12 protein-coding genes are annotated in these 14859 nt (G+C 46.0%); 4 read left to right on the forward strand and 8 right to left on the reverse strand.

Annotated elements, in window-relative coordinates:
- Positions 1-222 precede the first annotated feature (222 nt).
- Positions 223-474 (forward strand): DUF2999 family protein, encoded by a 252-nt coding sequence (locus tag L5L91_RS20855; RefSeq protein ID WP_006083102.1) that lies wholly within the window; start codon positions 223-225, stop codon positions 472-474.
- 159 nt (positions 475-633) lie between these two features.
- Here L5L91_RS20855 and L5L91_RS20860 read toward each other — a convergent pair whose 3' ends face one another.
- The 7 genes from L5L91_RS20860 to L5L91_RS20890 all read right to left on the reverse strand — a co-directional run bounded on the left by L5L91_RS20860 (position 634) and on the right by L5L91_RS20890 (position 7455).
- Positions 634-1020 (reverse strand): carboxymuconolactone decarboxylase family protein, encoded by a 387-nt coding sequence (locus tag L5L91_RS20860; RefSeq protein WP_219253638.1) that lies wholly within the window; start codon positions 1018-1020, stop codon positions 634-636.
- 105 nt (positions 1021-1125) lie between these two features.
- The gene (locus L5L91_RS20865) at positions 1126-1701 is read right to left on the reverse strand and encodes a hypothetical protein (RefSeq protein ID WP_219253639.1); all 576 of its coding nucleotides are present in this window, start codon (positions 1699-1701) and stop codon (positions 1126-1128) included.
- A gap of 670 nt (positions 1702-2371) precedes the next feature.
- Positions 2372-2839 (reverse strand): hypothetical protein, encoded by a 468-nt coding sequence (locus L5L91_RS20870; protein ID WP_263237620.1) that lies wholly within the window; start codon positions 2837-2839, stop codon positions 2372-2374.
- A 483-nt stretch (positions 2840-3322) separates the two neighbouring features.
- Entirely contained in the window at positions 3323-4624 is a 1302-nt protein-coding gene (locus L5L91_RS20875) for a HipA domain-containing protein (protein WP_263176399.1), read from the reverse strand.
- 3 nt (positions 4625-4627) lie between these two features.
- On the reverse strand, positions 4628-4864 hold the full coding sequence (hipB, locus tag L5L91_RS20880; protein ID WP_105253052.1) for a type II toxin-antitoxin system antitoxin HipB: 237 nt from the start codon (positions 4862-4864) through the stop codon (positions 4628-4630).
- 605 nt (positions 4865-5469) lie between these two features.
- Positions 5470-7107, reverse strand: coding sequence for a chaperonin GroEL (groL, locus tag L5L91_RS20885; protein ID WP_263146635.1), 1638 nt, complete (start codon positions 7105-7107; stop codon positions 5470-5472).
- Between the two features lie 57 nt (positions 7108-7164).
- Positions 7165-7455 carry a co-chaperone GroES gene (locus tag L5L91_RS20890; RefSeq protein WP_006086113.1) on the reverse strand — a complete coding sequence of 97 codons (291 nt, stop codon included), beginning with the start codon at positions 7453-7455 and terminating at the stop codon, positions 7165-7167.
- A 224-nt stretch (positions 7456-7679) separates the two neighbouring features.
- On the opposite strand from L5L91_RS20890, the gene L5L91_RS20895 reads away from it, so the two are divergent.
- Positions 7680-9047 (forward strand): MATE family efflux transporter, encoded by a 1368-nt coding sequence (locus tag L5L91_RS20895; RefSeq protein ID WP_263237621.1) that lies wholly within the window; start codon positions 7680-7682, stop codon positions 9045-9047.
- 1 nt (position 9048) lies between these two features.
- Here L5L91_RS20895 and L5L91_RS20900 read toward each other — a convergent pair whose 3' ends face one another.
- Positions 9049-10038 (reverse strand): LysR family transcriptional regulator, encoded by a 990-nt coding sequence (locus L5L91_RS20900; protein ID WP_006086115.1) that lies wholly within the window; start codon positions 10036-10038, stop codon positions 9049-9051.
- A 128-nt stretch (positions 10039-10166) separates the two neighbouring features.
- On the opposite strand from L5L91_RS20900, the gene L5L91_RS20905 reads away from it, so the two are divergent.
- Both L5L91_RS20905 and L5L91_RS20910 read left to right on the forward strand, forming a co-directional pair.
- Positions 10167-11249 (forward strand): efflux RND transporter periplasmic adaptor subunit, encoded by a 1083-nt coding sequence (locus tag L5L91_RS20905; protein WP_263237622.1) that lies wholly within the window; start codon positions 10167-10169, stop codon positions 11247-11249.
- A gap of 3 nt (positions 11250-11252) precedes the next feature.
- The gene (locus tag L5L91_RS20910; protein ID WP_263237624.1) at positions 11253-14339 is read left to right on the forward strand and encodes an efflux RND transporter permease subunit; all 3087 of its coding nucleotides are present in this window, start codon (positions 11253-11255) and stop codon (positions 14337-14339) included.
- Positions 14340-14859 lie beyond the last annotated feature (520 nt).

The raw sequence follows: 14859 nt of genomic DNA on the forward strand, positions 1-14859 counted from the left end.
AATGCAATGGTTCACACAGCACGACAGTCGCTCAGGTTTTATCGGCAGATTTTGGGGAATACTTCACCAGAGTAAAGCTTATTGGGAATAAAATCTAATGCGCTTAATGGCATAGGCAAAGCGTGGCAACATCCAACGGGTACGCATGTGTGAGGCAACCACTCTGGCAGAACTGTGATAAAATCGGCACCTGTTTAACTTTCATATCAACAAGGTAATGCAATGAATCCCATTATTGCCATTTTAAAAGAACACAACGTCAGTGACGCTAAAATCCAAGAACTGTTTCAAACATTAACCGAAAATCCATTAATGGCGATGGGTACGCTCGGTCAATTAGGCATCCCAGCCGAAAAACTACAACAACTGCTGGGGCTAGTGATGCAGAAACCGGCTTTGATCAAAGAAGCCGTGCTCGAACTCGGTTTGGATTTCTCAAAAGTAGAAGCCGCAAAAGCCCAACTGCAAAAATAAGCGCAGACTGTTCAAGTTTGTAGCCATCATGCGCTAGGGGAATCCGCGTAACTCAGCTCCCCTAGCGAATGTTAAAACCACTAAACCGCAAAGTAACTAAATCTCACAGCAACTAAACCTCAAAGCCATTGACGCTCAAAATGATTAATACCAAGTGAGCTAACTGTTTTGCGCCTGCCACTCCTCAATCGCCTCTTTCGCCGCTCGAAAAGCTTCAATCCCCGCTGGCATACCGCAGTAAACGGTGCAATGCAGTAAGACTTCTTGGATCTCTTCAACCGAGCAGCCATTGTTTAGCGCGCCCCGCACATGGCCCTTTAACTCAGTCGGCGCCTTTAATGCCGCCAGCGTTGCTATGGTAATCAAACTGCGCGTTTGCCTTGAAATGGCATCACGCACCCAAACCTCACCCCAGCAATTGGCCGTAACTAAATCTTGCAGCGGTTGCGTAAAATCCGTCGCACTATTGAGCGCCTTATCCACATAGCTATCGCCCATCACAGCACGACGCACCTCAAGCCCCTTCTCGTATTGCTCATCGTTCATCGATGCATCCTTTTTGTTATGTGATTAGGCTCTGTGATTAGGCTTATTGAACCGCCGCCAACCAATCTGCCCTATATCCTTACCACCTATAACTGATAACCAACGTTAGATTGAGTGCACCCAAGAAACGAACTCTTCGGCGAGTCTGGGAGGGTTACAGGCCTCTGTCTGATCTGCGATCTCGTTATAGTACTCGAGCTCGTGAACTATGATGGGTACCGAACGACCGAAAACGCGACTAACGGTTAAGTTGGAATGGAGTGTAGAAGCGACAACGCATACTGCGGCAACAAATTGCTCGGTTATCTCCTGACCAAGCTCAAGGCAGCGATCAAAATCGACATCTTCCTCCGCATCACTGTACCCGAGACCGAGATCGGCCACCCAGCGAGCTAAGATATCCGCAGTCTGAGAGTCAGAATCCCCAAAGACGAGGAGTTCGTTTTGAAGCCAGAAGGCATAGTTCCATTTTGCTTCGTCAGAGCTAGAAGCCTTTGGAATCGAGGCATGCCACTCATCGACTGTGTTATAGCCGACTGTCAGCGTAGGTAGACGGGGATCGTCATATTCGTTGTTGATATAGAAAGACAATGCATAGATCTGCTCCGCCTCAGAGGTTGGTATACTCTCTAGCGCTTCGGTAATAGCACTCTGAAGCGCGGTAATCATTGGGATATTCATACTGGGTTTCCTGCTCGTTTAATGCCGCATTTAGCGAATGAAAATAGTGCATTGTAATTGAGAAAAAGAGCTTAACCCACTATTTTTGTTCAGCTTAAATGTCTGCCAATATACTAGTATTCAACCAATTTATCATCGAGATAGTCTCCAATCTATCATACGTAAGACTGCCATTTTTATATCACCCTACGGCCAAGTGATAGAAGCTTGGAATACTCAAAGATACCTATATTTTTCTTGTAAATAACTCAGAAAGAAATATGTCTGTCCTCGCTTTCGATCTTATCAAAGGTCGGAAGACTATTTTGCTGCTCGTTTGCTGCTTAACAGCGGAAGCTGATGATTAAGCACTGTCATTCCAGTGACACGCCACCCCTTTTATTTCACAAGAAGTATCCATGAGGGCTCGACGACGGCATCTGCTGCATACGGAAGTGCAAATGCCGCGATCACATGGATGTGAAAGAGCGGCCATGCCGTCAACAGTCACTTACATGCCAATGCTTAATTCAACCAACTCTCCAGTTATCTGTATGCCTTTGTATAAGCATACACTCTGCAAATTTCACAATGGATGGCTCGTTAGATTTACCTAAAAAGCGATGCTTATCCCATCTTTGGCTTAAGAGTTAAATGTTCATCTTGAAAGGGTATACAAGTCGCTTCTTTTTTATCGCGTATGCAGGGTTGCGGTGTTATCAAGCTGGCCATTGGCATCAACCCACACCAGTACCGAATGGTCTCTGGATAATTTAACAAACTTTATCTGTTCTGCTTCAGGCTGTTGCCAGTTAAGGATAAAGAGCGAAGCGTTTTCATCCTGCTCAAACCCGCGCTCGGTATTCAGCTCCCCAAGCGTCACATGGCCATCAACGGTCATTCGATATTGGTTGCCTTGACCAATAATTTCCAGCGTGATGGGCTTAGCATTAATGACGCCACGGTATACCACGCCATCGAATTTATCGTAGGCGGTATGATCCGCATTGCGTTCACAGTGGTCAGAGTGTTGTTCGGAACCGCTGACATGCTGACAGTTATCCGCTTCGCTAACCTCAGGCGCTTGCAGGGCATATCCCCATACTGGTAGTAAAACCAGAACGCCAATAAGAGATGCTATTTTTCTTTTATTTATCAATGAAAGCTATTCCCAGAAGTGTAGTCGCCATGAGCCGATGACAATGATGCTAACCACTTCGCTTGCACTTGTCAGCAATCAAAAGGCTAGCCGCACTAATTTGCACTGAGATTGGGGATCTCTTGCTGACTGTAAAACAGCGCCACATCTTGTAATTGCTCGGCCGTTAACGCACTGATCTGTGATTGCATTAAGGGATCGAGGCGTAAGCCTGTTTTGAAATCGACTAACTGCTTATTAAGGTAAGCCGGTTTTGCCCCCTTCAGTTTGGGAATTGCTTAGCCATGGCGATCATAGCCAGCCCATGACATCGACAAAGATGGGACAGGCATCGAAAACATTAATAAATTTTTAAAAGATGTTGCGGCCAAACGACAAAGATGGGGCAGACATAACTCTTTTGGGTTTAACTGCCGATGCCAAGGCCACAGTATTTCACTCCCCCCTGCGAAATTACCGCTGGGTGATAAGATGTAGCTAGAGCTACACTTTGACATCCCTGACCTCGGCGGCAAAACTAAGGTAACGATCACATCTCGCCAGCAACTGCGCTTTGTAAAGAGCCACAAATGATGTTTCACTCTCATCGAGGGCTGGAAGCATTGAAACCACCTCAGCTATTGCCTGCGGTATTCTTCGCGCTATTGTCGTTAAGTTACTGATTAATAAATTTCTTGGTAAACCTAAGCCATCAATAAATGCGGCCAATTGATAAGCGTAAATGCTGTTTGGATCAAATTCGTCATCGATTGCCATCGCAAGCTGTTGTTCAAAATCCTCATACATAGCCACGCTGACCAAATCGTACCAAGGAGTTGGCTCCATTCCGCTTGGCGTCATAAAAAACGAGTAGTTTTTACCGTGTGCATCGGCATTACCGGTCAGTAAATTGAATAGCGCCCATTGCAACATATCCTGTTTAGCAGCCACTGGATTACAGCATTTTGCTGCGAGACTAAAGAGCCTGTTAAAACTTACCCCTTCACGAATATCTTTAACATCACGCCCTGAACCAAAATTACGTTCATATTTTTTGCTAACACTAAAACCAAGAGCTTGGCAGCTATCGACAATATGCCTTCTTAATACCCTTTGCGCATTTGGTATATAACGTCGGTCAAAGCGTTCGACACAGAGTACTTTGTAATCTCCAAAATGAACGATATCAACATTAGCCACATTCATTCCAATCGCCTTAGCTAGGCGCATCGTCATAAATTCATTGAGCACTAAATGGCGATATTTTTCGAATTTAACAATATGGGTAGATGAAAGCGCGCCTTCGGCAAATGCAAATTTTTCACCGTTATAAAACAGGTTTAATTTAGGTTGTACACCCGCTACCGACAGTCGAGGTTTGCCGTCCCAAATTTCCATAGGCCACATTGTGGGATCTTCAATTCGCTGAATAACTTCTTCAGCCTTAATTGGCCGTAATTGTGTTTCAGGCAGCAAAGTCCCTTTAGGAACAAAAGCAACAGCACCTGCAGTATCGAGACCAATTGCACGGATCAAGGCAAACGTATTTCCCTTGGAGACGCCAAGAGATTCAATTAAATAATCTAATCCTTTGTTTTCCGGTAATAAGTTAACCAAAAACATCGATATCTGACTGCTACTTCCTGTGCCATCTAAAGGAATTGTTGGAGACAGTGGGAATCCGCTTTGTTGCCAGTCTTTGGTGTAATATACGGCAAAGGTGTCGGTCGTCGCATCAAAGGACAATTCCCCGATAATTAAATCACCGAGGTGCATCTCTAACGTGAGCTTTTTAGAAGTACTCATAGGTTAATACCAGCCGTTAGTTTCGGTGTCGCTGGTTTGAACCGAAACGATATCAATCCCCAGACCATCAAGAATTTTGAATACGGTTGAGATATAAACATCCTCACCTTTTTCAACTCGGATCAGCGTTTTTTTGGTTACGCCGCACAGCATGGCCGCCACGTCTTGGGTAAGAGCAGCACTTTTCCTTCGTTCTTTAATTAACAAGCCGAGGGATTGTTGATTTAACGGTGATGCCATCATCATCTCCAAAAGTGTAACTTCATACACCTTAGCCCTAAAACCAGCCCCATTCAATATAAAAGTGTACAGAACTACACTTTTGGATTGTTGAAAATGATAAGCCACCAAAAAGTGTACAATGTTACACCTTCATGACTATTTCAGTACTTAAATCTCAAAAAGTGTAGATAAGTACACCCAATATTTCCCCAAGTTGCCAGACCAAAAACAAAACCCCGATACTGTTACCAGTATCGGGGTTTTTCTTTTACAAGAACTTTGGTTTGAGGCTTTTAGGCTCCAGACCAGCAAAGTATCTTACGTTGGATAAATCGAGTTAGAACAAGGTGCTTTACCACGACGTTTAGCTTTCTGCTCCCAATACAATCTAGAGTGGTTAAGCAACACTTCCTTAGCCCCTCAGATACAAAAAAATCCCTGACACTATTAAGTATCAGGGATTTTTTTAGGTGTCGCTCTTAGCGGACTAAGAACTTAGGCCTAGGGGTCTGACGTTTTTGCACAGCATAAAACGTTCAGTACAAGGCGCTGTGAGCGTAGCATACGTTGTGTGTATGTGAGCGAGCAGCAACGCCGTAATCAACGTTTTAGACCAGCAAAAATTACATCATGCCGCCCATTCCGCCCATCCCACCCATACCGCCCATATCTTGGCTAGCATTTTGTGGGATCTCAGCAACCATAGCTTCTGTAGTGATCATCAGACCTGCGATTGACGCAGCGAATTGCAATGCACAACGGGTCACTTTAGTTGGGTCAAGGATACCCATTTCTAACATGTCACCGTAAGTGTCATTACCGGCGTTGTAACCGAAGTTACCGCTGCCGTTCTTCACTGTGTTAGCAACAACTGACGCTTCTTCACCCGCGTTAGTGGCGATTTGACGCAGTGGTGCTTCCATTGCACGCAGTGCGATAACCACACCGTGTTTTTGGTCTTCGTTTAATACTTCAACGTCAGCGATCTTAGAAGCTACGCGAACCAGAGCAACACCGCCGCCAGGAACCACGCCTTCTTCTACCGCAGCGCGAGTTGCATGCAGAGCATCTTCAACGCGGGCTTTTTTCTCTTTCATTTCAACTTCAGTCGCTGCGCCAACTTTAATCACTGCTACGCCGCCAGCTAGTTTAGCCATACGCTCTTGCAGTTTTTCTTTGTCGTAGTCTGACGTTGATTCTTCAACTTGTTGTTTGATTTGGCTTACACGAGCAGCAATTTGTGTTTGCTCGCCGTTACCATCGATGATGGTGGTGTTGTCTTTAGTGATCACAACACGCTTAGCTGTACCTAAATCTTCCAGCGTTGCTTTTTCAAGCTCTAGCCCGATTTCTTCAGCAATAACAGTACCGCCAGTCAGGATTGCTACGTCTTGCAGCATTGCCTTACGACGATCGCCAAAGCCAGGTGCTTTAACGGCAGCCACTTTCACGATACCGCGCATGTTGTTCACAACTAAAGTTGCTAATGCTTCGCCTTCAACGTCTTCAGCAACGATAAGCAATGGCTTACCGGTTTTTGCCAGACCTTCAAGGATAGGTAACAGTTCGCGAATGTTAGAGATTTTCTTGTCTACTAACAGTACGAATGGGTGATCTAATTCAACGCTGCCCGTTTCTGGCTTGTTGATGAAGTATGGAGATAGGTAGCCACGGTCAAACTGCATACCTTCTACTACGTCCAATTCGTTTTCTAACGCTTGGCCTTCTTCAACTGTGATCACGCCTTCTTTACCGACTTTTTCCATCGCTGTTGCGATGATTTCGCCGATAGATTCGTCAGAGTTTGCAGAGATAGTCGCAACTTGTGCAATCGCTTTTGAATCTGCACAAGGTTGTGATAAGGCTTTTAATTCAGCAACTGCAGCGATAACGGCTTTGTCGATACCGCGCTTCAGATCCATTGGGTTCATACCGGCTGCAACGGCTTTTAAGCCTTCAACTACAATGGCTTGAGCCAGTACAGTTGCAGTAGTAGTACCATCACCGGCGGCGTCGTTGGCTTTAGAAGCAACTTCTTTCACCATTTGCGCGCCCATGTTTTCGAATTTGTCTTCTAACTCGATTTCTTTGGCAACAGAAACACCGTCTTTAGTGATCAGTGGTGAGCCGAAGCTCTTGTCTAATACCACGTTACGGCCTTTAGGGCCTAAGGTCACTTTAACTGCGTTTGCGAGAATGTTTACGCCAGCCAGCATTCTTACGCGAGCGTCATTACCAAATACAACTTCTTTAGCTGCCATCTTGATTATCCTTTAAATTTTTAATGATTAATTGGAATGTCGAATTGATGCTGAGGATTAACCCACTACTGCCATCAGGTCAGCTTCCGACAGGATCAAGACTTCTTGACCGTCGATTTTTTCTTTCTTAACGCCGTAACCTTCGTTGAAGATCACCACGTCACCCACTTTGACATCCAGTGGCTTAACTGTGCCATTTTCTAAAATACGGCCATTGCCCACAGCAAGGATTTCACCGCGAGTTGATTTTTCAGCGGCGCTACCGGTCAGTACTATGCCACCCGCTGATGTTGATTCAACTTCTAGACGCTTAACGATTACGCGGTCATGTAATGGACGAATATTCATCTATGAACTCTCCTAATGATTTGATGCCCTACAATCGAGCCTATTTGTGATTAAAAAAACAGACACCTTAGTCTGCTCTTTTGCTGTCTGAGATATGGGGCTGACAGTGTCGAGATCCAAGGGCATTTAGAAAAAAAACTTCAATTTTTTGATGTCGGTTTTTTCAAGTCCGCACAATCCTGCTAGAATCTCGCCTCCGCTCGCTAACAAGGCACTATTTTTCCATGAAAGACAGACACGGGCTGCTCACCGCGCCAATTGGTCGTGTACTGCTCAACATGAGCCTCCCCAACTTAATTGGCATTATGACCATTCTAGGTTTCAGCCTCGCTGACACTTTTTTTATTAGCCAATTGGGCACCGAAGCCTTAGCCGCCATTAGTTTTACCTTTCCGGTGACCTTAGTGATCTCGAGCATCGCCATTGGTATTGGCGCTGGAGTCTCGACCAATTTAGGTCGACTTATCGGTTCGGGTAATGCCCATAAGGCCAAAGTGTTCTTGCATGATGCCTTATTGCTCACCTTTGTCTTGATCGCCAGTTTAGCCGCACTGGGTAGCATTTTTATTACGCCACTGTTTCGCTTACTCGGGGCAAACGATGACAGCTTGCCGCTGATCCACGACTATATGATTTACTGGTATGTCAGCGCACCGCTGCTGGTATTGTTGATGGTAGGCAATCAAGGCTTACGTTCCACTGGCGACACCCGCTCGCCGGCGATGATCATGGCGCTGGCGGCAATCATCAATCTTATCCTCGATCCGTTACTGATTTTTGGTATTGGGCCATTTCCACGTTTAGAAATCCAAGGCGCCGCAATTGCAACCCTGTTCGCTTGGTTGATTGCCTTATCTTTGTCGGGATATTTGTTGATTGTCAGGCGCAAAATGCTCGAATGGGCCGCCTTTGACATAGACAGAATACGCGCGAACTGGAGCAAACTAGCCCATATAGCACAACCCGCCGCCTTGATGAATTTAATCAATCCACTAGCCAATGCCATTATTATGGCCATGTTGGCGCATATCGATCACAGCGCCGTGGCAGCCTTTGGTGCCGGTACTCGGTTAGAGTCAGTGCTATTAATAGTAGTGATGGCACTGTCGTCGAGTTTAATGCCCTTTATTGCGCAAAACTTAGGGGCAGGACAGCCACTCAGAGCAAAAGAAGCCCTGCTATTATCGATAAAATTTATCTTTATTTTCCAAACCTTACTCTATATCCCACTGATCTTTTTAGCCGAGCCTATCGCGCATTTATTCAGTACCGATCCGCAGGTTATCGAATGGCTAAGTTTTTATATCTTAGTGCTGCCCTGCGCCTACGGACCTTTGGGTATAGTGATTATTGTCGCGACCTCCCTCAATGCCTACCATAGGCCTATGAGTTCATTAGTCATCAATCTGTGCCGCTTAGTACTGCTCATGCTGCCGCTAGCAGCCTTGGGATCGTATATAGGTGACGTTAAGGGCCTGCTGCTCGCGCTACCTGTGACCAATATTTTGATGGGAATTGCCTGTTACTGGCTGGCGCAGCGGATCTGTGAGCCCACAAAGATCACGACCGCAAACGCCATTAGCGAGGGGTAAACTAGCTTGATTTTTTAACGGGAAAGCGCAAAACATCGTCTGAAAACGCTCCCGTAGAGGCTTTGCAGGATCGACGTGGGCCTTGCTCACTCATATTAGTCGGCACCCCGTTTGGCACTAACTCTTGCATGATATAGTCGATAAAGCGCCGACTGGCTAAACTTACGTAACGTCTTGATGGATAAGCTAAGAAGCACTCGCCTTGGTGGGGTTGGATTTCAGGTAATAAGGTCACTAACTCACCTGTTTCCACATATTCGGCAACGACTTCAGAAGGTGCATACACGATACCGCGTCCTTGCAATCCAAACTCAACCGCCACTTCAATACTGTTGGAGCAGAAATTGCCTCTGACTCTCACCTCTTGTTCTGAACCGATAAATAACTCATTAAAGATTTTGCCATTGGATAAACGGAACATAGACACATTATGTGCTTCAATCTCTTTCGGTGTTTTAGGTGTGCCATGTGCCGCTAAATATTGCGGACTGGCGTAAAAACGTAAGTCAGTGGTAAAAATCGGCCGCACTACTAAATCTAAGGTATCCAACGCAGGCTCGACTACAAAGGCCACATCGAGATTATGTTTCACCATATCAACGGATTCTGAACTGCTGATGACTTCTAAGGTGAGTTTAGGGTGCATATCCATAAAGCGGAAAATGGCTTGCATCAAGATTTTCATGCTGTGGATGGGGAACATTTGAATACGCAAATGCCCGCTGATCTCAGCATCGTCATTGGTCATTTCGAATAGGGTTTCGTCGAGCTGAGCCAAAATATTCTGCGAGCGCTGGTAAAAATGACTGCCCGCAGAAGTGAGCGTCATAGAGCGGCTCTGACGGTGAAACAATTTAATGTTCAGCTCATCTTCCAAGGCTTGCAAACGCCGACTCACAGTCGATTTAGGTAAGTTAAGTAAATCCGCCGCTTCAATCAAACTACCGGTTTCAGCAATTCGGTGGAATAACGCTAAGTCCTCTGTCTTCATTTTGACCTTAAGTTCAATCTCATTATGTGGGACTGATAATCCCAAAGTATCCCGTTTATTGCAACTAATTTAGCTGGTATCTTCGCGCCCAGAAATGCTGACAATTTGTTAACTAGGAAATCTCCACCATGAAATCATATCGACTCTTGCCGCTGACAATGCTGCTTCCAGCCCTGATCAGTGGTTGTTCGCCTGCGGAAAGTTCAGTGCAAGTGGCAACAATTCGTCCGGTTAAACTGTTTGAAGTACTCAATGTAGAAGACGGAGATTTCAGAACATTTCCAGCCCGCGTTGCCGCCAATAGTCGCGCAGAATTATCGTTCCGCATTTCAGGACAATTAACAGAATTGGCATTAGTTGAAGGGCAAAGAGTCACTCAAGGTAGCTTGCTCGCAAAACTTGATGACAGGGACGCCCACAATAATTTAATGACCCGCGAGGCGGAGCATGAACTGTTAGCCGCTGACTTTAAACGTAAAGTTGAGCTACTCAATCGCAAGCTGATTTCACAATCTGAGTTTGATAGCACTCAAGCGCAACTCAAATCGGCCACCGCCGCCTTAGCCGCTGCACGCGATCAACTGAGTTACACCCGTTTAACGGCGCCTTTTAGCGGTACAGTCGCCAAACGTTTAGTGGATAACCACCAAATAGTGCAAGCAAACCAAGGGGTATTAACATTACAAAACAATAATTTGCTCGATATTAGCATTCAAGTTCCCGAGTCGATGGCGGCGGGTTTGAAACAATATACCGATCAAGCTCACTTTGCAGCTAAAGTGCGTTTTAGTGCCTTCCCCGAGCAAAGTTTCGATGCCAAATTTAAAGAATACTCGACTCAAGTCACGCCGGGTACTCAAGCCTATGAAGTGGTGTTTTCGTTACCTCAACCTCAAGATATTCAGTTACTTCCAGGAATGAGTGCCGAGTTGACTTTAGCCTTAGTCAAAGATCCTAGTGCCCTTGCGTCAACGGTAGTGCCAGTGACCGCTATCGATAAGCGCGACCAAGATGGCCAAGTGCAAGTGTGGATTTATCAAGCGCAATCGGGTGAAGTAAAACCGACGATGGTGACGCTAGGACGCGTGAGTAATCAAGGTATTGAGATTTTAACGGGCGTCAACAAGGGCGATCTCATCGTCAGCGCTGGAGTGTCTCAATTATCCGATGGCATGAAAGTCAAACCACTACGCTGGCAGCGTGGGGTGTAATTGATGAACATTGCAGAATATTCGATACGCCACAAAGTCATCAGTTGGATGTTTGTGTTGCTACTACTCGTGGGTGGTAGCGTCAGTTTTACCGGTTTGGGGCAACTAGAATTCCCCGAATTTACCATTAAAGAAGCTTTAGTGATCACGGCTTATCCCGGTGCATCGCCTGAGCAAGTTGAAGAAGAAGTGACATTACCGCTCGAAGATGCCCTGCAGCAACTCGACGCCATTAAGCATGTGACTTCAATTAATAGTGCGGGTTTATCACAAATCCAAATCGAGATTAAAGAAAGTTACGATAAAACCAGCCTGCCGCAGGTGTGGGATGAAGTGCGTCGTAAAGTTAATGATGCTGCGGGAAACTTGCCGCCGGGCACAGCAACGCCACAGGTGATGGACGACTTTGGCGATGTGTATGGCATTTTATTTAACCTTTCGGGACCTGATTACAGCAACCGCGAGTTGAGCAATTACGCCGACTATCTGCGCCGCGAGCTAGTGCTAGTACCTGGAGTAAAAAAGGTTTCTGTTGCTGGCAACGTCACTGAGCAAGTCGTGATTGAAATCTCCCAGCAAAAGCTATCGGCACTGGGGTTAGATCAGAGCTATATCTATGGCTTAGTGAACAATCAAAACGTCGTCTCTAACGCGGGCAGCTTAGTGATTGGCGATAACCGTATCCGCATTCATCCCACGGGCGAATTTAGCAATGTGCAGGATCTCGCGCGTTTAATCGTCAGCCCTCCAGGTAGCTCTGAGCTGATTTACCTTGGCGACATTGCCAATATTGAAAGGGATTATGACGAAACCCCTAATGTGCTTTATCACAATAAAGGTGAAGCAGCGTTATCGCTGGGGATTTCTTTCTCTAGTGGTGTGAATGTAGTCGAAATCGGGCAAAAGGTCAGTGACCGTTTAGCCGAGCTTGAATCACAACGCCCAATCGGCATGAATTTAGCGACGGTTTATAATCAGAGTCAGGCGGTAGATGAGACAGTTAACGGCTTCTTAATCAACCTAATGGAATCCATTGCCATAGTGATCGCCGTGCTTCTGCTGTTTATGGGATTGCGCTCAGGTCTATTGATGGGCCTGATCTTACTGCTGACGATTCTAGGCACTTTTATCGTGATGAAAGTGCTCGGGATTGAGCTACAACTCATCTCCCTCGGCGCACTCATTATTGCCCTCGGTATGTTGGTCGATAACGCCATTGTCGTTACTGAAGGCATTTTAATTGGTATCCGTCGCGGTAAGACCCGCTTAGAAGCGGCCAAACAGATAGTGTCCCAAACCCAGTGGCCGCTATTGGGTGCGACTGTGATTGCCATTATTGCCTTTGCCCCCATTGGCTTATCGCAAAATGCCGCCGGTGAGTTCTGCCGTTCTTTATTCCAAGTGTTGATGATTTCACTGTTTATCAGCTGGATCACCGCCATCACACTCACGCCGTTTTTCTGTCATCTGTTATTTAAAGATGCGCCGAGCGATGAAGAAGCCCAAGACCCCTACAAGGGCTGGTTCTTCAGCTTATATCGCACAAGCTTGATTGTAGCGCTGCGCTTTAGGCTGGTGAGCATGCTGCTGGTTATCGCTATGCTTTTCAGCGCTGTGGTGGGCTTTGGTCATATCAAGAATGTGTTCTTTCCTGCTTCTAACACACCGATTTTCTTTGTGGATATCTGGATGCCAGAAGGGACAGATATTAAAGCGACCGAACGCTTTACCGCTGATATCGAGAAGTTAATGCTTGCGCTGGACGAGCAAAAAGACGTTGGGCTAAAACACTTAACAACCGTTATTGGCCAAGGTTCGCAGCGCTTCGTACTGCCCTATCAGCCAGAAAAAGGCTATCCCGCCTTTGCCCAGTTGATTGTAGAAATGCAGGATTTAGACGCAGTTAAAGCCTATATGCCAGAATTAGAAACCTTGTTAAATCAACGTTTCCCGCAGGCACAATATCGTTTAAAAAACATGGAGAACGGCCCTTCGCCCGCCGCCAAAATTGAGGCACGCTTTTACGGTGATAACCCAGAAGTGCTGCGCGCTTTAGGTGCTCAAGCCGAGGCGATTTTCCACGCCGAACCGAGCATGGATGGCATACGTCACAACTGGCGTAATCAGGTGCCGCTGATCCGTCCGCAACTGGAAAATGCCCAAGCGCGCGAAACAGGCATCAGCAAGCAAGACCTCGACAATGCCTTGTTGGTTAACTTTAGCGGTAAGCAAATTGGTTTATACCGAGAAACCAGCCACTTGCTGCCCATCGTCGCCAGAGCGCCCGCCGAAGAACGTTTGCAGGCCGACAGCCTATGGAAGCTGCAAATTTGGAGCAGCGAACACAATACCTTTGTGCCCGCCACCCAAGTAGTCAGTAGCTTCAACACTGAGTGGGAAAATCCGCTGGTGATGCGCCGCGATCGCATGCGCATGCTCGCTGTGATGGCCGACCCTAGGCTTGGTAGCAATGAAACCGCCGATTCTGTACTGCGCAAAATCAAAGACCAGGTCGAAGCGATCAGCCTGCCCGCAGGTTACCGCTTGGAATGGGGCGGTGAATTTGAAACCGCAGGCGAAGCACAAGCGTCGGTATTTAGCTCGATTCCCTTAGGTTATCTAGCGATGTTTTTGATTACCGTATTCTTGTTCAACTCAGTGCGTCAGCCCTTAGTGATCTGGTTTACTGTGCCACTGGCATTGATTGGGGTTTCAGCGGGACTCTTGTTGTTCGATGCGCCCTTCAGCTTTATGGCACTACTCGGATTACTGAGTTTGTCGGGCATGGTGATTAAAAACGGTATTGTCTTGGTCGATCAGATCAACCTCGAGCTCAGTGAAGGTAAACCAGCCTATTTTGCCTTAATCGACTCCTGTGTCAGCCGTGTTCGCCCAGTGATGATGGCCGCGATAACCACTATGCTCGGGATGATACCGTTGATCCCTGACGCATTTTTCGGTTCTATGGCGATTACGATTATTTTCGGTCTAGGCTTCGCTTCTCTGCTGACGCTCATCGTACTGCCAGTGATGTACAGCCTAGTATTCAATATCAAAGCGACGGCAACAGGAGGTCAATCACCCAGCTAACCTGCTCCGCATTTTATCCAAAAACGCTTCCCGGCGCGGCCAGTCAGTCCCTATGCAAGTGGGCTGGCTGGCCATTTCATTTTTGATCTATTACGGTTTGAGGGACAATTTAAACAAGCACATCCATTAGATAAACAAGTTTGGCAAACTGAGATTGGTCTTTAATTACGATAACTAATATGACTGATAAATAAATATATTAATTAAAAATATGAACTATCAGTTCCATATTTTCACCGCTAATACGGGACAATTACCTGTTACACACATTTACACGAGTAAATAGCAGCGGTATATTTAGTGCTGATTATTCATTTACAATGCCATCTGAAATACCACTACCTATAACTAACAGCATAAATAATGTTATTACTTTGTTGAAATACTAATTTATGTTTGAGAAACATCATGAAATTACGCTTTGATAGCGTCCAGGCAATGAGTAAACAGACAATATTACTGGCAGTTATTAGCACTTTACTAATACTCACTTCAATCCCGTTTATCTGTAGGTCATTCT

The organism is Shewanella sp. SM55 (assembly GCF_025654025.1).
In the GTDB taxonomy this organism is placed as follows: domain Bacteria; phylum Pseudomonadota; class Gammaproteobacteria; order Enterobacterales; family Shewanellaceae; genus Shewanella; species Shewanella oncorhynchi.